Genomic DNA, 23926 nt, shown 5'->3' with positions numbered 1-23926 from the left:
TCCGTCGATCCGTCCTATAAGCCGGCCTTTCATACCCGCAGCAGACATCGGTGTAACGCCACTCCTCCCCAAACCCTCATTCCTGTGCCTGTCACAGGAATCCAGCCAGCCCAAGTCCTTGGGCTGAAAAGGCTTTTCCGCGCCGCAGACGCGGCGCTGCTCTCATCCCTGTGACAAGCACAGGCATGCGAGCGGAGGGCGCTGTCCCCCGCGGCAGACATTGGTAACGTCCACTCCTTGAAGTCATCAATGCGACCGTTCGTCCTCACAGCAACCCGCTGCGCGGCTTTACGCCCTTGAGGTGGTAGTTGCCGACGAGGTGATGTTTCCAGCGCACCGGGTCCTGCAGCGTGTGGGCGCGGGCGTTGCGCCAATAGCGGTCGAGATTGAGCGCGACTTTCGCAGAGGCGGAGCCGGCGAGATCGAAAAGCGCATTGGCTGCCTCCAGCGCGGCCTCGGCGGCAAGGACCTTGGCGGCGGTAACCGAGAGGCTGGCTTCGACCGCGTGTTCCTCGGTCGGATCGACCTGAGCGGTATCGACCTTGCGACCGGCATGCTCGATGAGCGCGGTGGCCGCCTCGAGGCGTATTGCGACTTCGCCGACCCTGGCGGTCGTCAAAGCATCCTCCGATGCCCGCTCCATGCCGTTTCCCTTGGCAGCTGCCGCGTCTCGGACGAGATCGAGGGTCTCCCGGAAGGCCGCCCGCGCGATACCGAGATCAACGCCGGCATGGATGATCTGGCCGACGGAACCGATCGTATTCGGTCGCTCGAAGCCGCGGTGATGCGGCACGACAGAACCGAGATCCACGTGAACGTTTTCAAGGACGGCGGTGCCGCTGCCGGTGACGCGCTGTCCGAAACTGTCCCAGTCGTCGATGATCCGGACGCCGTCCGCTGCGCGCGGAACGAATGACATGGTCATGCGGTCGGCGGCGTCGAGCGCGGAGATCGCGAGCCAGTCGGCGAAGAGAACGCCCGTACAATATTGCTTCCGGCCGTTGATGCGGTAGCCCGCGCCATTCCCGGTGATCCGGGTTTTGTCGTCGCCGATGATCTTGTCGCCGCTTTCCGAAAGTGCGCTGCCGAATCGGTCGCCTGCCATGGCGCGACCGAAGAAGAACTGTTTCTGCTCTTCGGTGGCATGCTGACGCAGCGCCTCGAGGACGTAAAAGTGGCCTTGCGGAATCTGACCAATGGAGCTGTCGGCCTCCGACAGGATCGCCGCTATCTCGGCAAGCACGACGTTGGAGACGTCGATGCCCTCGTATTCCGATGGAATGCTGATCGCCAGCAGTCCCGATTGGGCCAACTGGTCGAGTTCGTCGTGAGGAAGGACGCGCTCCAGGTCGCGCTCGCTGGCGCGGTCGGAGAACCGGAGCGCCAACTCCCTTGCAATCGCCAGGGCCTCTTCCTCGCTCTCGATGCGGTGCGGCGTCGGCTTGGTCTTTCCGGCGAATTGCGAGATGTTCCCCATCCTTGTCCCTCCGTGGAGCATTGCCGCCGCCCTTTAGTATGGAGCAGGCGCTATTTTCTTCCAGTCCCTCCCGGAGGCGGTCGCGCAGGTGGACGCTCGGTAGGGGTGATTGCTTTGGAGAAAGAAAATTCCCTCGCAACAACAGAGGGTTATGCGTGACTACGGCGTGCCGTTGCCGTCCCCTCGACAAAATAGCTTGCCGTTAGGTAACTTTGCAATAGAATACAAAAATTATAGATTACTCCCGAAAAGGATGACCATAGGCCGAAACGTTGCCGCATGTTTCTTACGTCGGAGTCGATTTGAGGGTACAACATGCAAGAACTGGAAGCCCTGCAACGGTCATTGCGCGCTAGGCGGTATTCGGCCGGAGAATTATTTCGCTTGAAGCGGGAAGGAGGCGGCGCAAGGCGTTCTTTGGCCGGCGCGTCGTTCCGGAAAATCCCGACGGGCGAGCGGTATACGACCCCGTGAAATTCACTTGAGCTTTTGTGTGTCTCGAAGTCCTGCTTAAGAGTTGCCCCGATCACGGAGCGACAGCCAGCTCGCGAAAGGAGCTCACATGACCGTTCTTGGATTGTTTGCCGGCAGGTCAGCAACGGCCGCCTCGTCCTCGAAGCCGGAGATTGCGATCGTCGGCCGTGGATTTTCCGGCATCATGATGGCGATCGCGCTGATGAAGTCGATGCGGGGATCTTTCCACCTCACCATGTACGACCCGCATCCATCCATCAGCGGCGGCCAGGCCTTTTCCGCGGCGCAGCGCTGCGAGATTCTCAACAGCCGGGTGCGCGACCTCTCGGTCGCGGCCGGCCAGCCCGACGATTTCAACGACTGGCTTTGCGCCAACGATGAGTTCCGAACAGCCGTTCCGGCGGCCATTCCGGGCTTCCGGCAGATTTTCGTGCCGAAAGGCATCTTCAGCGACTACGTGCATCAGCGCTTTTCCGAGGCGCTTGCCCGACGTTCCGACATCACGGTGAGGTTCTCCCACGAGCCGGTCACAGGCTTGCGGAAACTCGCAAGTGGTCGCTTCAGCCTTGTGCGCGACGGCGGACATGACACATGCGACATCGTCATTCTTGCAACGGGCTTCGGCGTGCATCCGCGCGACCTCGAGGTTTCTGACGAGGAGCGACCGCTTGTGCGGACGCGCCGCCTCGTCGACCCGCGCCACGCGGTCCTGCTCGGGAGCGGCATTCGCGTGGTCGACCAGCTTTTCCAGATGCGCGATAACGGTTATGCGGGAAAAGTCACGCTCGTTTCGCGCCACGGCTTCCTGCCGCAGAAGCATACGCAGCTCGCGGCGGCCCCGAGTTTCCCCGTCGATCCGATGCCGCAGGGCCTGCGCCGGATCGTTCGGTTCGTGCGTCAGGCCTGCGCCGAAGCCGAAGCGAAGGGGCAAAGCTGGCAGTCCGCCATGAACGGCCTGCGCCGGCGGGCGCGCTCGCTCTGGCAATCGCTCTCGGCGCAGGAAAAGCGGCAGTTCAACCGTCACCTGCGGGCCATCTACGACAGCCACAGAAACCGCCTCCCGGCGGCTGTCCACGCGCGGCTGCAGCAGGAACTTGCCGAGGGGCGGACCGTGCTTCGCCGCGGGCGGGCGGGGCGGCGACTGCCGGAAGGCATCATGGTGCGCTGGGCGGGCCAGCATGCTGAGGAACTGCTCAGGGCCGATCAGGTGATCGAATGCCGCTGTTCCGCCCCGGACCTTGGCACGCCCTTGCTCCGGAGTCTTTTTGCGGGTGGGCTTGCCGAACCCGATGAGCTCGAACTCGGCATCGCGGTCAGTCCGACGGGAGAAGTCTTGAGCCCAGGTGGACGCACGCCGAACCTCTTCGCGATCGGTCCGCTCGGATTGGGGAGCCTGCCCGACATCGACCTCGTACCTGAGATCGTCACCCAGACCTATGCGGCGGCACGGCTCATCGCGACAGGCAGGCGGCTCGCGCTGAAAGCCGGATAGACGCGACCTCGGCGGCCGGATTGGTGGTCGACGAATGCCGATCACCCGGACCGCTGTGGGCAGTAGCGGCCAGGCAAATTCACACGGTAGACTCAACGACGGCACGGTCGTCGCTGCGCAGCAGGTCTTCGATATGATGGATGCCGTCGACCATTACATCACGCGCCCGACCGTCGCAATCATCGGCGGCGGCTTCACCGGTGCCGTGGTCGCGACGCACCTGGCGCGGGATCGCGCCATGGATGGCTGGCAGATCGCCGTCTTCGAGCCGCGGGAGCGGCTGGGATGCGGCCTTGCATATGATACCGCGGAGCCCGCGCATCGCGTCAATGTCCCGGCCGCGCGCATGAGCATCGATCCGGACGATCCCGACCATTTCATGCGCTGGCTCGAGCTTCGGGGCGAACCGCGCGACGATCCCGAGGCGCTTGCCCGCGACGGCCATCTCTATCCCGCCCGGCAGCTCTTCGGTCGCTATGTCGCCGAGGCGATCGCGCCGTTCCTGGAACACGGGCGCATCGCACACCATCGCGAGAGGGTGATCGCCGTCGAGCGTCAGGGAGCGGCCTGGGCGGTTCGCGGCGACGGCGGGACGCTAAGCCGCGCCGACGTGCTGGTGGTGGCGACCACGCATCCGGCCCCGGAGGCGCCCGCGGGCATCGGCGCTGTCCTCGCCGGGCACCCACGTTTCGTACCGGATTCGACCGAGCCGGATGCGCTCGACAGGATACGGTCCGGTGACCGCGTGCTGATCATCGGCACGGGACTGACTTCCGCCGACGTGATCGCCACTCTGCGCAGGCGCGGGCACAAAGGGCCGATCACCGCCTTTTCCCGCAGGGGTCTGCGTTCGCGTGGACATGCCGACCGGGCGCAGGACCCCTATGGCGACTTCGTCTCGCGGCCTTGGAGATCGGCAGCGAAGTTGCTCTCCCAGGTGCGCCGGACGATCCTCGATGCGGAAGCGGAAGGCTTTACATGGCATGCGGTCCTCGATGCGCTCAGAGCACAAGGCGGTGAGATCTGGCGCAATCTGCCCATGACCGAGCGGCGGCGGCTTGTCCGTCACGTGCGGCCTTTCTGGGATGTGCACCGTTTTCGTGTAGCTCCGCAAATCGATGCGGTCGTGAGCGCGGGGCTGAGGGACGGCGATATACGCGTCCTCGCCGGTTCGATCGCTCATATTGCGCGCGTCGGCAAGAATGTCGCGGTTACTTTCCGGAGGCGGCGGGCCGGCGGAACGGAAGAAGGGGAATTCGACGCCGTGGTGATCACCACCGGCCCGGCGCACCGGTCGATCCTGCAAAGCCAGTCCTGGCTGGAGTCGCTCGGAGCCGCAGGCTATCTGCGCCCCGACACGGTCGGACTGGGCCTCGCCTGCAGCGAAACCAGCAGGGCGCTCGACAGCGAAGGCAGGGAGGTGGACGACCTCTTCGTCGCCGGTCCTCTCGCCCGCGGCACCTTTGGCGAACTCATGGGCCTGCCGCAGGTCAACGACCACGCCATTTTCGTGGCGGCGCAGATAGCCGCGCTGGCACAGGCGCGCCGGTTGCACCGGGGCGCGCGTCCGCACTCGGCCGCGGCACCGGCCGGCTGACGCCCGTCCCGGCAACGCCGATGCAACTTCTGCGGCAGCATGCCTGCGGCATCGCTTACGCTTTCCGCGATTCTGCACTATATTGGGATGCGTTGATTTTCGACGAAAGGTGGAGCGGGCGAGGTGGTTTGCGGCTATCCGCCTGCGCCCGCAGACGAGAAGCCGTGAGGTATCGACGGCGAATGGCCCGCATCCTCATCCTGTTGTTCAGTCTCCTGTCGGCCTTCGCATTTCCTGTCACGCCGGTGCCCGGAGCCGAGCGCACGGCGCTCGTCCTGCACGTCAACGGCGCGATAAGCCCCGCCGCGGCAGAATATGTGACGCGCGGCCTTCAGCAGGCCAGGGATCGCGGCGCCGCGCTGGTGGTCCTGCAGATGGACACGCCCGGCGGACTGGATACGTCGATGCGCGACATCATACGCGCCATCCTCGATTCTCCCGTGCCGGTCGCGAGTTTCGTCTCTCCCAGCGGAGCGCGGGCGGCAAGCGCCGGCACCTATATCCTTTATGCCAGCCACATTGCGGCCATGGCGCCGGGGACGAATCTGGGCGCCGCGACGCCGATCGCCATCGGCGGAGGATTGTTTGGCAATGACGAGCAGGAAGGCGAGGAAAAGCCTGGCGATCCGGACAAGCCGGAGCCTCGCAAACCGGCCAATGCCGGCGAAGCGAAACTCATCAACGATGCGGTCGCTTATATCCGCGGCCTCGCGGAGTTGCGCAACCGCAACGTCGACTGGGCGGAGCGGGCCGTGCGCGAGGCCGCGAGCCTTTCCTCCGCCGCAGCCGCGCGCGAGCAGGTCATCGACTTCACCGCCGTCAGCGTCGACGACCTCTTGAAGCAGGCCCACGGCCGCGCCGTCCGCATCGGCCAATCCGACGTTCGGCTCGATACGTCCGGGCTCGCCATAGAGGATCTGCCGCCGGACTGGCGGACGCGCCTGCTGTCGGTGATCACCAATCCGAACGTCGCACTCCTCCTGATGATGGTCGGAATCTACGGGCTCATCTTCGAGTTTCTCGCGCCCGGCACAGTGGTGCCGGGTACAATCGGCGGCATAAGCCTCCTGCTCGGTCTCTACGCGCTTGCGGTGCTGCCGGTGAGCTATGCCGGCGTCGGCCTCATCCTCCTCGGGGCGGGGCTGCTGGTGGCGGAGGCGCATGCGCCGTCTTTCGGCGTGCTCGGCCTCGGCGGTACCGTGGCCCTGGTGCTGGGCGCTGCCATTCTCTTCGATACGGATATGCCCGGACTGCAGGTGTCCTGGCCTGCACTGAGCGGTATTGCGATAGCCAGCCTCGCGTTCAGCCTGCTGGTCGCCCGTCTCGCCCTTGTTTCGCGTCGGCACAAGGTCGCCACCGGCGCGGAAGAGATGATCGGCATTTCCGGCAAGGTCGACAGTTGGGCGGGAGCGGACGGCTACGTGATCGCGCATGGCGAGCGGTGGAGGGCCGTCAGCAGTGAATCGCTTGGCCCGGGAGAGGACGTGATGGTCGTCGGCCGTGAGGGCCTCACGCTCAAGGTGGCGCGCAACGCTGCGCCCGGAGGAGATGGAGACCGCTCATGACCTGGCTTGGAAATCTTGCGCCCTTTGCCGCCGCGCTCCTGTTCCTGCTGATCGTCGTCGCCTACGCGATCAGGATCCTCAGGGAATATGAACGCGGCGTGATCTTCACGCTCGGCCGTTTCACCGGCGTCAAGGGGCCGGGGCTGATCCTGCTCCTTCCCTATGTGCAGCAGATGGTGCGCGTCGATCTCAGGACCCGTGTTCTCGACGTGCCCAGCCAGGACGTTATCTCGCGCGACAATGTTTCGGTGCGGGTCAGTGCAGTGATCTATTTCCGGGTCATCGACGCGGAGAAATCGACGATCCAGGTCGAGGATTTCATGGCCGCGACGAGCCAGCTCGCCCAGACGACGCTGAGATCCGTACTCGGCAAGCACGATCTGGACGAGATGCTGGCGGAGCGCGACCGTCTGAACGAGGACATTCAAAAGATCCTCGACGTGCAGACCGACGCATGGGGCATCAAGGTCGCTACTGTCGAGATCAAGCATGTCGACATCAACGAATCGATGATCCGGGCGATCGCGCGCCAGGCCGAGGCCGAACGCGAAAGGCGCGCCAAGGTCATCAATGCCGAGGGCGAGCAGCAGGCCGCGGCGAAACTGCTGGAAGCGGCCGAAATTCTCGCCCGGAAACCGCAGGCGATGCAATTGCGCTATCTCAGCACCTTGAATGTCATCGCCGGCGAAAAGAACTCGACGATAATCTTCCCGTTCCCGATGGAGATCGCCGACATGCTGGCGACGAAGAAGGAGGGTTCCTCCTAGAGCGGGATGAGGAAAAGTGTGTGCGGTTTTCCGCCCGCGTCCCGTCCAACTTTTTGGAATCGATCACGTTCATGTTTTTAGGTCGACCCGACCTAAAAACATCGTGATCTAAGGCCTGTTGAGATTCATAGGTGAGGTCAAGCCGCTTGTTGTCTCCCCCCTTGTGGGGGAGATGGCCGGCAGGCCAGAGGGGGTTGAACGCCAAACTCTGCATGCCGCCGAAGACGATTTGCCGGGAGGATACCCTGCGGCATTCCGAAGATGCGGTCATACGACTGCGTCACGTAGTCCTGATGGGCGAGCGGGAGAGCAGACCCCCTCTGGCCTGCCGGCCATCTTCCCCACAAGGGGGGAGAATATATGCGGCGGGCCCTCGCTCCCACTTCTGCGTTCTGCCCGTGGCATCGTTTTGGGCATGCGAAGTCAAAACCGCTTATCCGTCCCAAGGCAATGGCCGTGAGAGGATCAGATGTGTATATGCCCTAGTGTGCTTGTCACAGGGATGAGGAGAGCAAACAAGCCGCTGCGGGTTGCCCGAATCTCAACAGGCCTTAGAGCGGGATGAGGAAAAGTGTGTGCGGTTCCGTCGCAAGTGCGCAGTTTCAAACGGACAGGTCGAAATGCCGAAGAAAAGTGCGGGCGTTCTGCTTTATCGATACGAAGCGGGCAACCTCCTGGTTCTGCTCGTCCATCCGGGCGGGCCTTTCTGGATGAACAGGGACCTCGGGGCCTGGTCGATCCCGAAGGGTGAGTATGATGCCGATGAAGAGCAGGAAACCGCTGCGCGCCGGGAGTTCCTCGAGGAGACCGGCATCGCGATAACCGGCCCCTTGGAGTTTCTCGGCGAGGAGCGCCAGAAGGGCGGCAAGCTCGTCACGGCCTATGCGCATGAGAGTGAATTCGACGTAGCCAGCCTGCGCAGCAACGTGTTCGAGACAGAGTGGCCGCCGCGGAGCGGCAGGATGCAGGTCTTCCCGGAGGTCGACCGCGCCGGATGGTTCACGCTCGAGGAGGCGCGCAGCAAGATAAATGTTTCGCAACGGCCGTTCATCGATCGGCTGGAGGCATCGCGGAACGCCAACCGCTCCGCGGGCTCCGCCTCCTGAGCGGTTGCGTTCACCCGGTCTGCATCAATGGGCAGCGCGCAGGCCCGGTTGCGAGACCTCCCTCCGGCGGAAGGCCACCTGGATCACGTCGGAACGGCAAGGTGCCGCCTCGACACCCGGCACGATCTCGACAGGAACTCCAAGGCCTTCAAGCGCTGCGATCTCCTCGACGGTACCGGCAAGCGCCATCGGGTTCCCGGACCGAAGGCGCACAACGCGCTTCCCTTCCCCGACGAGAGCCGCGATGTCTCTGCTTCGACCCTTGACGCTCGGCGCGACGGGGACGCGCCTTGCCTCCCGGCGCGCCAGTTCCAGGACGTCGTCAGGGATCCATTCGTCAAAGAGGATCACGTCGGCGGCTTGCAGGGCGCGAACCGCCTTCAGGGTAAGGAGTTCCGCGTCGCCGGGTCCGGCGCCGACGATGGTGACGCGGCCGATGGCGGAGGGGCGCGTGACCAGACGATCCATCTCCGCCATCAGCCGCGTCTCTACACCCTCCTCCGGTGCATCCAGAAAGACCCGGTCGACGAAGCGCTCCCAGAAGGCGCGGCGCGCGGCGCCTGGTTTCAGCCGCGCGTTCACGCGGTCGCGGATCGCCTGCGCCACCGTCGCCCAATGTTTGAGTGCCGGCGGCAGCAGGGCTTCGATCCGCCGGCGGATCGCCTGTGCCAGGATCGGTGCCGCCCCGTCGGTCGAGATCGCGACGACCACGGGCGAGCGGTTCACGATCGATCCGAACTGGAACGCGCAGAAGGCCGGTTTGTCGATGACGTTAACGGGTACCCCGGCGCCCCGCCCGGCTCGGAAGAATGCTTCTGCTTCGGACCGATCGTCGCAATCGGCAATGGCGATTGCCGCGTCGCGAAAAACACCCTCATGCCACGCCTGGTCGTGGTGAATGATCAAGCCGTGCTCATGCGCGGGCCCACGGGCGAGGAGGTCTAGAAAGACATCGCTCAGCGACGCACGTGGCGCGTAGACGTGAACTTCCGCGCCGCAGGCCGCCAGCAGCTCTGCCTTCCACGCGGCCGCATCGCTGCCGCCGGCGACGACGGCCTGTTTGCCGTTCAGGGGCCAGAAGAGCGGCAGCGTCGCGAGTGCGGTCACGCGCTGAGGCTTTTGGGCCAGATCACTCCGCAGCGAGGGTGAGGCAGCCATTTATGATCCCCTTGATCTCGGCGCGGCAGGAGCCGCAGTTGGTGCCGGCGCTGAGCCTCTCGCCCACCGCTTCGACGCTGTGGCAACCGTCGCGGACGGCGGCAGTGATCTGGTTGACGCCGACGCTGAAGCACGAGCAGACGGTCGCGCCCGGATCGGGCGTGTCGGCGCCCGGGCGGCCGGCGGTTACCGCGAAGCGCTTGGCGAGATTGTGGTGTGAAGCGTCGAGCTGCGATACCGCCCAGCTGCGCGCGACGGCGACCGGCCGCGGAGAAAGGAACAGGGAAGCGAGCAGCCGGTCCCCTTCGAAAAAGGCCAGGCGAAGCTCGCCGGAGGTGCGGTCCGTATAGCCGATCGGTTCGATCCCGGCGGCGATCGCAAAGGTCTTCCGGCACCAGTCGAGCCAGTCGGCATCCGTTTCGGCGAAGGCGAGTTCCACCCGCCACCCGCCCTCGGCCCTGGCGAGCGCCCAATAGGCGGCGTCGAGTTCCCTTGGTTTACGCGCCGAAACCGCGAAGCCATAGGCGGCGGCCGCAAAGCGGCTCGCACGGACCGGCATGTTCTTCGACGCCGGCTGGCCGGAGACCGGGTCGGTGACCGGCGCCACCAGCGCATCGATCCGCGCCTTGGAGGCGAACTGGTCGTTCCAGTGCATGGGCACGAAGAAATTGCCTTCCGCCTGCCGGTCGGTGACCAGCGCCCGGACGATCGCCGCCCCGTGCGGACTTTCCAGGGTGACGAGGTCGGCGTCGCTGATGCCGGCGCCCTGTGCGTCACGCGGATGAATCTCGACGAATGGCTCGGCGAGATGGCCCGACAGCCGGGCGCTCTTGCCCGTGCGCGTCATGGTATGCCAGTGGTCGCGCACCCGGCCGGTGTTGAGCGTGAAGGGGAAGGCATCGTTAGCACTTCTTGGCTGTGGCACCTCGACCGCGACGAGGCGCGCGCGGCCATCCGGATGATAGAACGCGCCCTCGGCAAAGAACCGCTTCTTCTGCGGCGCGCTGCCCTGGGGCTGCGGCCACTGAAACGGCCTCAGTCCGTCATAGGCGGGGCCGTCGATCTCCGCATGGGCGCTGATGTCGAAATCGCGGCGTCCTTCGTTTTCGAACCCCGAAAGCGCGGCATGCTCGGCGAAGATCTCGGCTGGTGAACCATGGGTGAAGGCCGCGGCGAAGCCCATGCACCTTCCGACTTCGGCGAGTTGCCACCAGTCGGGCCGCGCTTCGCCGGGGGCTGCGAGAAAGGGGCGCTGGCGCGAGATGCGGCGCTCGGAATTGGTGACCGTACCGTCCTTCTCGCCCCAGCCGAGCGAGGGCAGGAGCACGTGGGCGTGGCGGGCCGTGTCGGTATCTCTCACGATGTCGGAGACGACCACGAAGGGACAGGCTTTGATCGCCGCTTCGACGGCATCGGCGTCGGGCATCGAGACGACCGGGTTCGTCGCCATGATCCACAGCGCCTTGATGCGCCCGTCTGCGACCGCGCGGAACATGTCCACCGCCTTGAGGCCGGGCTTGCTCGCCACAGAGGGCGCGCCCCAGAAGCGCCGTACCTGATCCCGGTGGAGCGATTTCTCGATGTCCATATGGGCGGCAAGCATATTTGCCAGCCCCCCGACCTCCCGCCCGCCCATCGCATTGGGCTGCCCGGTCAGCGAGAAGGGTCCCATGCCCGGCCGGCCGATGCGGCCGGTCGCGAGATGGCAGTTGATGATGGCATTGACCTTGTCGGTCCCGGCGGCAGACTGGTTGACGCCTTGACTATAGCAGGTCACGACCTTTTCGGTCGTTTCGAAGAGCCGGAAGAAGGCGCGAAGCTGCGCCACAGTCAGCCCGGTCGCCGTGGAAAGTGCGGGAAGATCGAGCCTTGATGCGGCCGCGACGGCCTCGTCGAAGCCGCTCGTGTGATTCGAGATATAGTTCCGGTCGACCGCACCGCTTGCGGCGAGATGGGCAAGCAGGCCGTTGAAGAGGGCGACGTCTCCGTCGGGCGCGATCGCCAGATGCATGTCGGCGATGTCCGCGGTCATCGTGCGCCGAGGGTCGATGACGACGATCTTCATCTCCGGGCGGTTTGCCTTGGCTGCGGAGAGACGCTGATAGAGAACCGGATGGCACCAGGCCAGATTGGAGCCCGTCAGCACCACGAGTTCGGCGAGCTCCAGGTCCTCGTAAGCGCCCGGCACCGTGTCGGAACCGAAGGCCCGGCGGTGGCCCGCGACGGAGGAGGACATGCAGAGCCGGGAATTGGTGTCGATATTCGCCGAGCCGATGAAACCCTTCATCAACTTGTTGGCGATGTAATAGTCCTCCGTCAGCAATTGTCCCGAGACGTAGAAGGCAACCGAATCGGGACCGTGCTCGGCGATACTGCGCGAAAAGCGTTCGGCAACGAGGTCGAGCGCCTCGCTCCAGCCTGCGCGACGGCCGCCGATTTCCGGGTGAAGGAGGCGGCCGTCGAGATCGAGGGTCTCGGCGAGCGCCGACCCTTTCGAACAGAGCCTGCCGAAGTTGGCGGGATGTTCCGGATCGCCCTTGACGCTCACTGCGCCGTCATCCCCCACACGGGCAATGACGCCGCAGCCCACGCCGCAATAGGGACAGGTGGTCTTGATCTCCTGCGCCATTCTTATTCCGCCGCTGCCAGTGCGAGGCTCTCGAGAGCGACGAACAATGCGCCATTGTCGTTGCGGATGGGGATCGTGCGCACCTCGCCCTCGTCGGCACCGAGCGCCTTGCCGGTCTCGAGCGAGATCACCCAATTGTGCAGGGGGCAGGTGACGGCCGTGCCGTGCACGATCCCCTGGGAAAGAGGGCCGCCCTTGTGCGGGCAATGGTCCTCGATAGCGAAGACCTCGTCATGGGCGGTCCGGAAGACCGCGATCTTGCCTGTGGGCGTCCTGACGCAGCGGGCGCCGCGCAGCGGGATGTCGTTGATATCGCCAATTGCAATCCAGTTCATCGTCATCGATTACTCCGCTGCCTGATTGAAGCCGACCGTCGCCATCGGCCGGAACTCGTGCTTGTCCTTGCCGGAGACCCGTTCCGACCAAGGGTCGACCTGGGCGAATTTCTGGCTGAAGACGAAGCGGTCGAAATAGGCCTTGCGCTTTTCCGCATCGTCCATGATCTGTCGGCGGATCTCGTCGAGGCCGACGCGCTTTGCCCATTTGTAGATGCGCTCGAGGTAGCGGGCCTGCTCGCGATACATCTGCGTCAGCGCGACGATATGTTCGAGCGCCTCGTCCTCGGTCCTGACCAGACCCAGAACCTCGGTGCCCTTGATGTCGAGGCCGGCGGCACCTGCGAAATGGATCTCGAAGCCGGAGTCGACGCAGATGACGCCGACGTCCTTGCAGGTCGCCTCCGCGCAATTGCGCGGGCAGCCGGAGACGGCCATCTTCAGCTTGGCCGGCGTCCAGGAGCCCCACATGAATTTCTCGATGCGGATGCCGAGGCCGGTCGAATCCTGCGTGCCGAAGCGGCACCAATCGGAGCCGACGCAGGTCTTCACCGTTCTGAGCCCCTTGGCGTAGGCCTGACCCGAAACGAAGCCCGCCTGGCCGAGATCGGCCCAGACGGCGGGCAGGTCCTCCTTCTCGATGCCGAGCAGGTCGATGCGCTGACCGCCGGTCACCTTCACCAGCGGCACGTTGAACTTGTCGACGACATCGGCGATGGCGCGAAGTTCCTTCGAATTGGTGACGCCGCCCCACATGCGGGGTACGACGGAATAGGTGCCGTCCTTCTGGATATTGGCGTGGACACGCTCGTTGATGAAGCGCGACTGGTAATCGTCGGCATATTCATCCGGCCAATCGCAGACGAGGTAATAATTGAGGGCGGGGCGACACTTCGCGCAGCCGCAGGAGGTCTTCCATTCCAGTTCCTGCATGACGGCGGGAATGGATTTCAGCTTCTTCGCCTTGATCAGGCGCCGCACGTCGTCATGGCCGAGATCGGTGCAGTTGCACATCGGCTGCACCGCAGCCGGATTGTAGGTGTCGCCGAGCGTCAGCGACATGATCTGCTCGACCAGGCCGGTGCAGGAACCGCAGGAGGCGGAAGCCTTGGTGTGGGCGCGCACGTCGTCGAGCGAGGTCAGGCCCTTGGAGGTGATCGCTCCGACGATCTTGCCCTTGCACACGCCGTTGCAGCCGCAGATTTCCGCATCATCCGGCAAGGCTGCAACGGCCGCCGTAGGGTCCAGCGGAGATCCCCCCTGATAGGCCTGGCCGAAGATAAGGGTGTCGCGCATTTCGGAGATGTCCGTCCCGCGCTTCAAAAGGTCGTTGAACCAGGCACCGTCGGCGGTGTCCCCATAGAGCACGGTACCGATGATGCGGTTGTCTTTCAGTACCAGCCGCTTGTAGATGCCGGCAGTGGCATCACGCAGCACGATCTCCTCGCGTCCGTCTGCATCGGCGAAGTCGCCGACCGAATAGAGGTTGATGCCCGTCACCTTCAGTTTCGTCGGCGTGTCGGAATGCGCGAAGGCGGCGCGACGGTCGCCGGAGAGGTGGGAGGCGGCGACGCGCGCCATTTCGTAAAGGGGCGCGACGAGGCCGTAGACCATGCCGCCGACTTCGGCACACTCGCCGAGTGCCATGATGTCCCCGTCGGACGTCTGCATTCCGGCGTCGACGACGATGCCGCGATTGACGGCGAGCCCGGCTTCCTTGGCAAGACCGGCATTCGGCCGGATACCGACGGCCATCACGACCAGCGTCGCCGGAATGATCCGGCCATCGTCGAGTTCGATGCCCTCGACCTTCTCCTCGCCGAGGATGCGCTTCGTGTTCGCCTTTGTGACGACTTTGATGCCGCGCTCTTCGACGGCCTTCTGCAGGAGGTAGCCTGCGGCCGGATCGAGCTGGCGTTCCATCAGTGTCGGCATGACATGCAGAACGGTGACGTCCATGCCGCGTGCCTGAAGACCTGCTGCCGCCTCCAGCCCGAGCAGGCCGCCACCGATGACGACCGCCTTTTCGCGAGATTGCGCCGCGAGCAGCATCGCCTGCACATCGTCCAGGTCGCGATAGGTGATGACGCCGCGCAGTTCCTTGCCCGGCACGGGGATGATGAAGGGCACCGAACCGGTGGCGATCACCAGCTTGTCATAGCTTTCCGTGACGCCGTGGTCGGAGGTGACGGTCTTGGCGTCGCGATCGATCGCAATGATCTTGTGGCCCTTGTAGAGGGTGATGCCGTGCTTGATGTACCATCCGTCGCCATGGATGATGATCTCCTCATACTCCTTCTCGCCGGATAGCACCGGCGAGAGCATGATGCGGTCGTAATTGACGCGCGGCTCGGCGTTGAAGATCGTTACGGCATAACGCCCGGGCGCCTTTTCGAAGAGCTCTTCCAGCATCCGGCCCGGAGCCATGCCGTTGCCGACGATGACGAGTTTCTCGCGTGCAGTTTCAGTCATGTGGTCACTCCGCAGCTTCTACGAAGCGGGCGCTCATAGAAAAATTCGAGCAGTGCTTCGCGGCAGTTCAGGTCGGTTCGATTTGGCCGGCCGAAACCGGCATAAAAAAACGCCGCTCGGAAATTGCGCTCCGGGACCGGGAGGAAACCCTTACGGAGGCAAAGACCTTGCGACGTCGGTGTCTTCGGCAGGCGTATGCGGCGCCTGAGCTCGCTTCAATCGCCATTGACCGAAGCAGTTGTAGGAATGCAAATGCTGTGCCAGATCTCCGCCCTTCGGCTATTACCTTGAAAACTCTGAAGAAGACGGAAAACGCCCTTTGTCGCGAAGTAAGCCGTTTGCTTTAAAAGTAAGCCGTTTGCACTCGGTGATGAAATTTTGTGCCGTTCGCAATGATCAGCCGATTGGTGCACCGGTCTCGCCGCGCCCTTTCTTGTGCCAGCGCAGTCATCCTCGGCGTGACCCTGGTCAAGGATGACGCGCGGAGGAGCCCAGGATCGCGGGCCGAGGATGGATCGACTGCCGGGCTCTCCGAGATCCGGACGGTCCGAAAATTTATTTAGGAATAGATTGTTCGCGCGAATTGAGCCGTCGCGATGTGGAAGCCGTCGAGGTTTTCTCTGTTTTGAAGGCCATCGAGCGACGATTCATCGCTTGACGCCATTCGTTCATTTGTGAATATATTATTCAAACTTGTGAAAGTCCAGAGGCGGAGTCCGGAATAGGGAGGACAGCATGAAAACCTTGATCGCTGCGGCCGCGATGGCTGCATTGTCGTTCTGCGGCATTGCCAACGCGCAGGAATACAGCCTGCGATTCTCGACCTCGCAGGTGAATCCCAACGAGCCCATCATCAAGGCGATGAAGACCTATGCTGAGCGTGTCGGTGAGCGTTCCGGCGGACGCATCGCCATTACCGTCATGACGGGCGATCAGCTCGGCGCGCAAAAAAAGGTCAATGAGATGGTGATGAGCGGCGCAAGCCTGCTCAGCGCCACCGATTATGGTCAGCTAGGCCAGTTCGTGCCGGATCTGTCGATCCTCGCCGGCCCCTATGTCTATCCGGATCTGGCGGCGACGGACCGTCTCTTCGCTTCGGATCTCTACAAGGACCTTTCCGGCAAGCTGGAGGCGCGGGGCATCAAGATCATCATGCCGAACGGCCTGTTCGGCTACCGTCACATCATCGCCAACAAGCCGGTTCGCTCACCCGCGGACCTAGCCGGCGTCACCATTCGCGTCCCCTCGTCGCCGATCATGATGGCGACCTTCGGCAACTACGGAGCAAGGCCGACGGAATTGCCGTGGGGAGACGTCTACAATGCGTTGCAGACCGGAGTCGTCGACGCGGCCGAGGGTCCCTTCGGCTCGATCGCCGGGGCGAAGCTGAACGAGACCCGCAAGGTCATTTCGAAGACCGGCCACCAGATCATGTTCACGGCCTGGGTGGCCTCCAGCCAGTTCTTCAACAGCCTGCCCGAAGACCTGCAGAAGATCCTCCTGGAGGAAGGGCAGACGATTGCCAAGGAACTGACGCAGATGACGCTGGAGACGGACGATGCCTATGCAAAGCAGCTCGCCGCCTCCGGCGTGGAGATCGTGACGGATGTCGACATTCCGTCATTCATCGAGGCCTCGCGTGCTGCCTATGAGAAGGTGCCGAACATCACGCCCGGCATCTATGATCAGGTGCAGAAGGCGATGGCAGAGTAGGAGACGCCGGTTTCGAAGAGTTAGAGCGGGATGTGGGCGGAAGACCGCGTACACTTTTCTTCACCCCGCTCTTGGACGCAGCTGCCGCGGGGCCGCGTCTTCGCCGGCGTGATCGCGCCCCGAATGCCAAACGGGCCTGCATCGACGCCAGTTCGGATTGCCCCTAAACAATCGAGGCATCATGGAAAGCTCACGCTCGCCGGAGGAGACAATTCCTCTCTTCAGCCTGCACCGCGCCGATGAGGCAATCGGCGTCGCGGCGCTCCTCGTCATCGTCTTCTCGATCCTCTGGGGGGTCGTCAGCCGTTATGTCTTTCCGCAGCCGGCCGCCTGGACCTATGAACTCGCGATGATGGTCTTCGCCTATCTCGTCTTCTTCGGTGCCGTCGCGGGCGTCCGTCTCGGCACGCATGCGGCGATCGACGTGCTTGTCGCGGCCCTCCCGGACAGCTGGCGGAAAGCCGTCGCCTGGTTCAACTATCTGCTGCTGGCGCTCTTCTTCATCGTCATGACCATCCTCTTCGCCTGGCAGGCCTGGACCTCACGCAATGTGCATACGATCGCACTCGATCTGTCGCGCAGCCTGTCCTATGCGCCTCTGGCGCTCGCCTCCGCCGGGATGTTCGTCCAGCATCTGATCGTCGAGAGGCCCTGGGTCGCCCGTCAGCACCGCAATTTGGAATCGCTGATATGACCCTATTCCATCTGGCCGGCCCCTCGCTTCTCGTCGTCGTCCTGTTTCTGCTGTCGACGCCGATCACCTGGGCCATGGCGATCGGAGCGTTCGCCTTCTTCCTCATCAATATGGACATGATCCCGCTCGCCAATTTCGCGCAGGAAATGGCGGAGGGCAGCCAGTCCGTGTCCTTGTTGGCGCTGCCGCTGTTCGTTCTTGCCGGCTGCATCATGAACGCCTCGGGCATCACCCGGCGCCTTTTGGCGCTTGCGGACGTGCTGGTCGGCCACATGACGGGCGCGCTGGCGCAGATGTGCACCGTGCTCGGCACCTTGCTCGGCGGACTTACCGCATCTGCCAATGCCGATGCGGCGATGCTTGCCAAGACGCTCGGGGTCGAGATGTCGCAACGTGGCTACAGCCGGGCCTTCGCCGCGGTCATCACATCGTCGGCGGCTATCATCACGAGCCTCATTCCACCGTCGATCGGTCTTATCGTCTATGGTTTTCTGGCGGAGACGTCCATCGGCCGGCTCTTCGCAGCGGGTGTGATGCCTGGCCTCGTCCTGGCGACCGGGCTCATGGTCACCACCTATTTCATCGCCCGCAAGCGTGGTTACAAGCCGTTGCGCAAGGAGCGTGCCACCCGCGCGGAGGGCGTCCGGGCGCTGATCGACGGGCTCTGGGCGCTGTCGATCCCGGTAGTGATCTTCGCCGGTACGCGATACGGTCTTTTCACCACCACGGAAGCCGGTGCGGTGGTGGTCGTCTACGTGCTCTTCGTCGCCGTGTTCGGCTACCGCGAATTCACCTTCCGCCAGATCCCGGAGGTTCTTGCCGAGGCCGTGCGCGATTCGGCCGTGGTCATGATCATGATCTGCGCGGCGGCAGCCTTCGGTTTCTATCTCGCCTGGGAGCAGGTGCCGCAGGCCATGTCCGGCTGGCTCGGCGAAGCCACCGACAATCCGCTCCTGATGCTGCTCCTCATCAACGTCCTGCTGATCGTCATCGGCACGGCGATCGAGGGGTCGGCGGCGCTGATCATCCTGACGCCGATGCTGATCCCGATCATCGACGGCGTGGGCATCGATCGCGTGCATTTCGGCGTCGTCTTCATCACGAACCTGACCATCGCCGGCATCACGCCGCCGGTCGGGGGGTTGATGTACATCTCGTCCATGGTGCTGAAAGTGCCGATGATGGCCTATGCCCGCGAGGTGCTGCCCTACCTGGCGATGATGATGGTCATTCTCGTCATGCTGAGCATGTTCCCGCAGCTGTCGCTTTGGCTGCCGAACCTGGTCTATGGGACGACGGCGGTCCAATAGCGCGACGAAATACGACCTCTGCGCCACGGCGGCGCAGAGGTCGGAAACGGCCCTGGTAATTCCGGCCTTCTTACGCAGGTACTGATCATGGATGAGTTCACGCCCACCGTCGGAGTTTCTTCGACACGTCCCGCCGACATGCCGGAAGACCATTCCGCTTTGCCGGTCTGGAACGCCGAAAACTGGTTCTACGAGGATTGGCCCGTCGGTCAGCGCATCCGGTCGTTACGCCGGACGATCGGCGAGAGCGATAGCCATCTCTTCAATACCTTGGTCGTCGACATCCATCCTTATGTCCAGGACCAGATGTTTGCGGAGCGGGAAGGCATCTTCGGCCGTCGCCTCGTTGCCGGCGCCTTCGTGTTCTCGGCCGGTCTCGGCCTCGTCGCTACCAACTGCGTCAACGCCTTTTCCTATGGCTACGACAAACTGCGGTTCATCAAGCCGGTCTTCATAGGCGACACGATCTACACGATCCGCACCAACATGGAAAAAACGCCCCGCTACAAGGACCTTGGGCTCATTCGCGCCAGCTACCAGGTCTTCAAGAACGAGGGCGAGCTGGTGCTCTACTGCGAGCATCTGCAAACGGTGAAATACAAGAACCCGGCGGATTTTGCCGGCAAGACCGGGAAGTAGAGAGCAGAAACCGAAGAAAACGAGCTTCCGCTTGCCGGCGTCGTCGTAATCGACATGAGCTCGTTTCTCGGCATCCTGTTGCGCGCCGTTTCTCGTGGCGCAGGCATTATCCTCAATCGTTCGCCGACATATCCACCGATCGCATATAGTCATGCGAACACGGAATAAAAACGTTTATATTTTCCGTTGAAATCGTTTTTATCAACTGATACGGCTTTCGTCGGGAGGCCGATCATGGAAAACACGCAGTCGCCGCGCGCACGGCCGGGGATCAAGGCTTTGGCCGAGGCTACGGGCTATTCCATTGCGACCGTGTCGAAGGCGCTCAACGGCTCTCCCATGGTTGCGCCGGCCACGAAGGCGCTCATCCATCGCGCCGCTGCAGAGATCGGCTATCGTGCCAACGCCCGCGGCATGGCGCTGAGGACCGGCCGGACCTGCCAGGCTGCCGTGCTCATGCCGGTAACGGCTGCGCGCGACTATGAATGGGACGGCGTCGAATATACCCAGATCCTCAGCGGCATCAGTCAGGCGCTGGAAGGCAGCGACTATCGCATGTCGGTCCACGTCGTGCGCAACGTGGAGGACGGCTGCGAGGTGGCGCGCCGGATCATCGATGAGGGTCTGGCGGACGGACTGATATTCTCAGGCATACGCGCGGACGACCCGCGCATCGATCTTCTGGTCGAGAGCCGGTTTCCCTTCGTCTCTCTTGGTCGCTGTCGGAAGCCCCTCGACTACGCGCATGTCGACATCGACAACGAATGGGCGGCCCATGCGGCGACCGCCCGGCTGATTGCCGGCGGACACCGGCGGATCGCGCTCGTCAATCCGCTCCGGCATCTCTCCTACGCCGAGGACAGGGTGGACGGCTTCATGCGGGCTTTTCGCGAGGCGGGCCTATCGCCGTCCGACGATCTGATCGCCGAAGGCGACCTTTCTACCCATTTCGGCCGCGAGAGCGCGCTCGGGCTTCTCGACGCGGCGCGGCCGCCGACGGCCTTCGTCTGCAGCAACGAGTCGACCACGCTCGGCGTGCTTTCGGGCCTGGGCTCGCGTGGACGGCGGATCGGCGTCGATGTCGACGTGGTCGCCTATGACGACATCAATGTCAGCGCCTATTTCACGCCGCCGATCACGACCTTCTATCAGCCCATCGAAGTTCTCGGGCGAACCCTCGGGGAGTTCCTGCTGCGGCGCATGGCGGGAGAGGATGCGCGGACGTTGAAACAGGTTTTCAGGCCAAGGCTGATCGAGAGGCAGCCCGACAGTCTCGGCGGGCGGCTACCTCACAGCGTTTGAGAAACGACTTTTACAACGGAGGAGAACAATATGAAAAAATTGATGATTGCACTGGCGGTTGCGGTTCTGGCCTCGGGCGGGGCCTTGGCCGCCGATCTCGGCGGGAAGCTGCTGAAGGTCGGCTCGGACACGACCTCGCCGCCGATGGAGAGCGTCGATCCTGCGACCGGCCAGATCGTCGGTTTCGATATCGATGTGGTGAATGCGATCTGCGCCAAGATCAATTGTCAGGCGGAATTCGTGACCACCGGTTGGGACGGCATCTTCGCAGCGCTCGACCAGGGCAACTTCGATCTCGTTGCCTCGGGCGTGTCGATTACCGAGGAACGCAAGAAGGCCATGGACTTCTCGGATCCCTACATCGTCAACAGCCAGGCGGTACTGATGCGGGTCGAGGACCATGGCGTGTCGCTGGAGGACTTCAAGTCGAAGGGCAAGAAGCTCTCCGCCCAGGCCAACACCACGGATGCGCAGGTCGCCGAGGGGGTGGTCGGCAAAGAAAACGTCGTCGCCTATGACAGCTTCAGCGCCGCGATCATCGCGCTCAAGAACAAAGATGTCGATGGCGTCGTCATCAACGGGGCCAATGCTGCCGCTTACGAACGCGAGTTCGTCGGCGAACTCGTGGTGGCGATCCGGGATCTCGAATCCGATCCGCTCGGCCTCGTCTTCCGCAAGGGCGATGCCAATGTCGCCGCCTTCAACGAAGGTCTGAAGATGATCCGCGACGACGGCACGCTGGATCAGCTCGTCAACAAATACTGGGGCGTGAAGTAACCTCATCCGAGCACCCCCGGAGCGGTCTGCGCTCCGGGGCCGAATTTCTGCGCAGGATCCCCGGGAGGGATGAATGTCGTTCCTGAGAAGCGTGCGGCCCAGCAATCTGATCATTCTGACAGCGCTGCCGTTCATCATCTATCTTTTCGCCTCCTCCGGAGACTACCAACGTTCGCTGAGAGCCATTCTCGGAGTCGAGAACGGCTCGTCCGCCTTCGTACCGGGTTTCCTTGCTCTGCTCGTCGCCTTTGGCTCGGGTGTCGCCGTTCTCGTCTTTTCCCGAGCCAAGGCGCCGCGGCCGCGGCTGGCGCTCGCTGCCGCCGTACTCAATCTCGCTGCGGCGGCCACCGTGCTTCTGAGCGACGCCGTTCACCCCTACCTTGCGTCGGTCGTCGCCAATGCCGTCGATTCCTTCACGTCCGATCTCGTTGTGAAGGGGCTTAGCCCTCGGCAACTCACGGACGCCGCGGACATGACCCTGCGCGGCATCGAGGCCGTGCTTTTTCCGGCCTATTTCGCGCTGACACTGCTCGGCTTCATGCTTTTCTTCGGTGCCGGCAAGGCATCCACGCCGGAAAGCATCATGCGCCGCGTGGGAGCGTTAAGCATCGGCCTCGTCAACGGTGCGGGGCTCCTGTTCATCCTCTTCATTGCGCATATCGCCTTTGCCGCCGGCGTGGCGACGACGGTTCGCGCCGCCATTGCCGCCTATCTTCTCGCCGCGATCATCGGCCTCATCTGGGTCGGATTGCTTCAGTTGCATTATACGGCGCGCACCAGCATCATCTTCGCGCTCGCGACCCTCGGCCTGACGCTCGTCGCCGCCTGGTTCCTGTTGCAGCCTCGCACGGCCTATGTGCTTGCGGGGCGGCTCGACGGCACGGTCGCGATCGTCAGCAACACGCCGTCCGGCCTCAAAGGCGCGGTGCGCTTCGGCCAATATCCGGGCGCGCCCGGTGAAGAGGCGGCGGTGCGAACCTTCCTTGGCCCGGCGGAGGCAGTCGCGGCGATGGAAAAGAACGAGGTGACGGCGGCGCTTCTGCCGTCGGCAGCCGTACCCGGGGGCTTGCCGCTCCTTTGGGAAACGGCGGCTTTGAACGATCGCGACCGGGCCGCAGGCATCACTTTCGCCGTCCTGGCAATTATCCTCGGTCTGCTCACCTTCGGCGGCTATCTGCACCGCCGTCATCCCCTGGCGATCGGCTCGGAGTTCGTCGTCGACACGATTCGCGGCATTCCGATGCTGGTGATCGTGCTCTATGTCGGCCTGCCCTTAAGCGGAGCGCTGAAGGATGCGACACAAGGCGTGCTCGATCCGCCGAACCTGATGCGCGGCATCGTCGCCATGGCGCTCGCCTATTCCGCCTATCTGGCGGAAATCTTCCGCTCCGGCATCAATGCGATCCCGATCGGCCAGATCGAAGCGGCGCGCAGCATCGGGCTCAACCGGTGGCAGACGGCGCGGCTGGTGGTCCTGCCGCAGGCGTTCCGGATCATCATTCCACCGCTCGGCAACGAGCTGATCGCGATCCTCAAGGACACGTCGCTCCTGTCGATTCTGTCGATCCGCGACATCACCCAGCGCATGCGCGAGTTCCAGTCGGCGAGTTTCCTGCCCTTTGCGCCCTATAACTCGGCAGCCATCTTCTACATCTTCCTGACGCTCGCGGCGGCGAGCCTCATCAACATGATCGAGCGGAAATATGACATCAAGCATCGATAGGAGAGGGGAAGAGGGTGCGCGCACGGTGCTGATCACCGGCGCATCGCGGGGCCTTGGTCAGGAACTTGGACGGCAATATGCAGCCGCCGGCTGGCGGGTGATCGCCTGCGGCCGCCAACCTTCGGCGGGGAATGGGGAAACCGGCATCGAACGTCGGATACTCGACGTCACGGACGCCAGCTCGATGGCGGCGCTTGCCGAAAGCCTCGGCGAGCGGCCGATCGATGTCCTCATCAACAATGCCGCAATCCGCGGCGACACAGGCGGACTGTCGACCGTGGAGCCCGAGGATTTCCTGGAGGTGATGCGCGTCAATGCCCTGGCGCCGATCCTGATCGTGCGGGCGCTGCTCCGCAATCTCCTGGCTGGCGGCGATCGCATCGTCGCCAATATCAGCAGCCGCGCAGGATCGCTTGCCGAGGGCACGCTCGACGACGACGAAGGAGACTATGCCTATCGTTGTTCGAAAGCGGCGCTGAACATGGCAACGGTCAAGCTCGCCCAGGATCTGCGCCCGCACGGTGTCACCGTGCTGTCGCTCCACCCCGGCTGGGTCAGAACCGATATGGGCGGCCCTCAGGCGAGTGTGCCGGTTGCGGAGAGTGCCGCGGGCCTGAAGGCGATCGTAGACAGGACCGGGCTCGCCGAGAGCGGCAGCTTCCGGGCCTTCGACGGCAGAACGGTATCGTGGTGAAG

18 protein-coding genes are annotated in these 23926 nt (G+C 63.6%); 13 read left to right on the top strand and 5 right to left on the bottom strand.

Annotated elements, in window-relative coordinates; all coding sequences use genetic code 11:
• Positions 1-265 precede the first annotated feature (265 nt).
• The gene (locus tag PZL22_RS01815) at positions 266-1477 is read right to left on the bottom strand and encodes an SfnB family sulfur acquisition oxidoreductase (protein WP_127597498.1); all 1212 of its coding nucleotides are present in this window, start codon (positions 1475-1477) and stop codon (positions 266-268) included.
• 562 nt (positions 1478-2039) lie between these two features.
• On the opposite strand from PZL22_RS01815, the gene PZL22_RS01810 reads away from it, so the two are divergent.
• The 5 genes from PZL22_RS01810 to PZL22_RS01790 all read left to right on the top strand — a co-directional run bounded on the left by PZL22_RS01810 (position 2040) and on the right by PZL22_RS01790 (position 8478).
• The gene (locus PZL22_RS01810) at positions 2040-3443 is read left to right on the top strand and encodes an FAD/NAD(P)-binding protein (protein WP_004434805.1); all 1404 of its coding nucleotides are present in this window, start codon (positions 2040-2042) and stop codon (positions 3441-3443) included.
• A gap of 133 nt (positions 3444-3576) precedes the next feature.
• Positions 3577-5040 (top strand): FAD/NAD(P)-binding protein, encoded by a 1464-nt coding sequence (locus PZL22_RS01805; RefSeq protein WP_033048580.1) that lies wholly within the window; start codon positions 3577-3579, stop codon positions 5038-5040.
• 182 nt (positions 5041-5222) lie between these two features.
• A complete protein-coding gene (locus tag PZL22_RS01800; protein WP_004434811.1) occupies positions 5223-6605 on the top strand; it encodes an NfeD family protein in 1383 nt (460 codons plus the stop codon).
• Complete coding sequence (locus PZL22_RS01795) at positions 6602-7372, top strand: slipin family protein (protein WP_004434817.1); 771 nt, start codon at positions 6602-6604, stop codon at positions 7370-7372. The genes PZL22_RS01800 and PZL22_RS01795 overlap by 4 nt, the downstream gene beginning before the upstream one ends.
• 620 nt (positions 7373-7992) lie before the next feature.
• Entirely contained in the window at positions 7993-8478 is a 486-nt protein-coding gene (locus PZL22_RS01790) for an NUDIX hydrolase (RefSeq protein ID WP_004434820.1), read from the top strand.
• A gap of 24 nt (positions 8479-8502) precedes the next feature.
• On the opposite strand, the gene PZL22_RS01785 is transcribed toward PZL22_RS01790, so the two are convergent.
• From PZL22_RS01785 to nirB, 4 genes are read right to left on the bottom strand one after another with little or no spacing between them, the layout of a single operon-like run.
• Positions 8503-9636, bottom strand: coding sequence for a siroheme synthase family protein (locus PZL22_RS01785; RefSeq protein WP_164817836.1), 1134 nt, complete (start codon positions 9634-9636; stop codon positions 8503-8505).
• Positions 9608-12265 (bottom strand): nitrate reductase, encoded by a 2658-nt coding sequence (locus PZL22_RS01780; protein WP_284718427.1) that lies wholly within the window; start codon positions 12263-12265, stop codon positions 9608-9610. The genes PZL22_RS01785 and PZL22_RS01780 overlap by 29 nt, the downstream gene beginning before the upstream one ends.
• A 2-nt stretch (positions 12266-12267) precedes the next feature.
• Entirely contained in the window at positions 12268-12606 is a 339-nt protein-coding gene (gene nirD, locus PZL22_RS01775) for a nitrite reductase small subunit NirD (protein ID WP_004434827.1), read from the bottom strand.
• Positions 12607-12609: 3 nt separating this feature from the next.
• On the bottom strand, positions 12610-15072 hold the full coding sequence (gene nirB / locus PZL22_RS01770; RefSeq protein WP_127516795.1) for a nitrite reductase large subunit NirB: 2463 nt from the start codon (positions 15070-15072) through the stop codon (positions 12610-12612).
• Positions 15073-15807: 735 nt separating this feature from the next.
• Between nirB and PZL22_RS01765 the strand changes: the two genes are divergently transcribed.
• From PZL22_RS01765 to PZL22_RS01730, 8 genes are all read left to right on the top strand, one after another.
• Complete coding sequence (locus PZL22_RS01765; protein ID WP_017271848.1) at positions 15808-16785, top strand: C4-dicarboxylate TRAP transporter substrate-binding protein; 978 nt, start codon at positions 15808-15810, stop codon at positions 16783-16785.
• Between the two features lie 181 nt (positions 16786-16966).
• Positions 16967-17479: a TRAP transporter small permease gene (locus PZL22_RS01760; RefSeq protein ID WP_127598393.1), complete on the top strand. Its 513-nt coding sequence runs from the start codon at positions 16967-16969 to the stop codon at positions 17477-17479.
• Positions 17476-18789, top strand: coding sequence for a TRAP transporter large permease (locus tag PZL22_RS01755; RefSeq protein ID WP_004434837.1), 1314 nt, complete (start codon positions 17476-17478; stop codon positions 18787-18789). Before PZL22_RS01760 ends, PZL22_RS01755 begins: the two co-directional genes overlap by 4 nt.
• An 87-nt stretch (positions 18790-18876) precedes the next feature.
• A complete protein-coding gene (locus PZL22_RS01750) occupies positions 18877-19428 on the top strand; it encodes a MaoC family dehydratase (RefSeq protein WP_004434840.1) in 552 nt (183 codons plus the stop codon).
• A 234-nt stretch (positions 19429-19662) separates the two neighbouring features.
• Positions 19663-20730 carry a LacI family DNA-binding transcriptional regulator gene (locus tag PZL22_RS01745; protein ID WP_004434843.1) on the top strand — a complete coding sequence of 356 codons (1068 nt, stop codon included), beginning with the start codon at positions 19663-19665 and terminating at the stop codon, positions 20728-20730.
• A gap of 30 nt (positions 20731-20760) precedes the next feature.
• Complete coding sequence (locus PZL22_RS01740; RefSeq protein WP_004434846.1) at positions 20761-21507, top strand: transporter substrate-binding domain-containing protein; 747 nt, start codon at positions 20761-20763, stop codon at positions 21505-21507.
• Between the two features lie 73 nt (positions 21508-21580).
• The gene (locus PZL22_RS01735; protein WP_127598395.1) at positions 21581-23230 is read left to right on the top strand and encodes an amino acid ABC transporter permease; all 1650 of its coding nucleotides are present in this window, start codon (positions 21581-21583) and stop codon (positions 23228-23230) included.
• Positions 23231-23255: 25 nt separating this feature from the next.
• The gene (locus PZL22_RS01730) at positions 23256-23924 is read left to right on the top strand and encodes an SDR family oxidoreductase (protein ID WP_127598410.1); all 669 of its coding nucleotides are present in this window, start codon (positions 23256-23258) and stop codon (positions 23922-23924) included.
• Positions 23925-23926 lie beyond the last annotated feature (2 nt).

This window comes from Ensifer meliloti, assembly GCF_030064585.1.
Taxonomy (GTDB): Bacteria; Pseudomonadota; Alphaproteobacteria; order Rhizobiales; family Rhizobiaceae; genus Sinorhizobium; species Sinorhizobium meliloti.
Note: the sequence above shows the minus strand (reverse complement) of the source record. Positions and strands in the feature narration are given on the sequence as shown.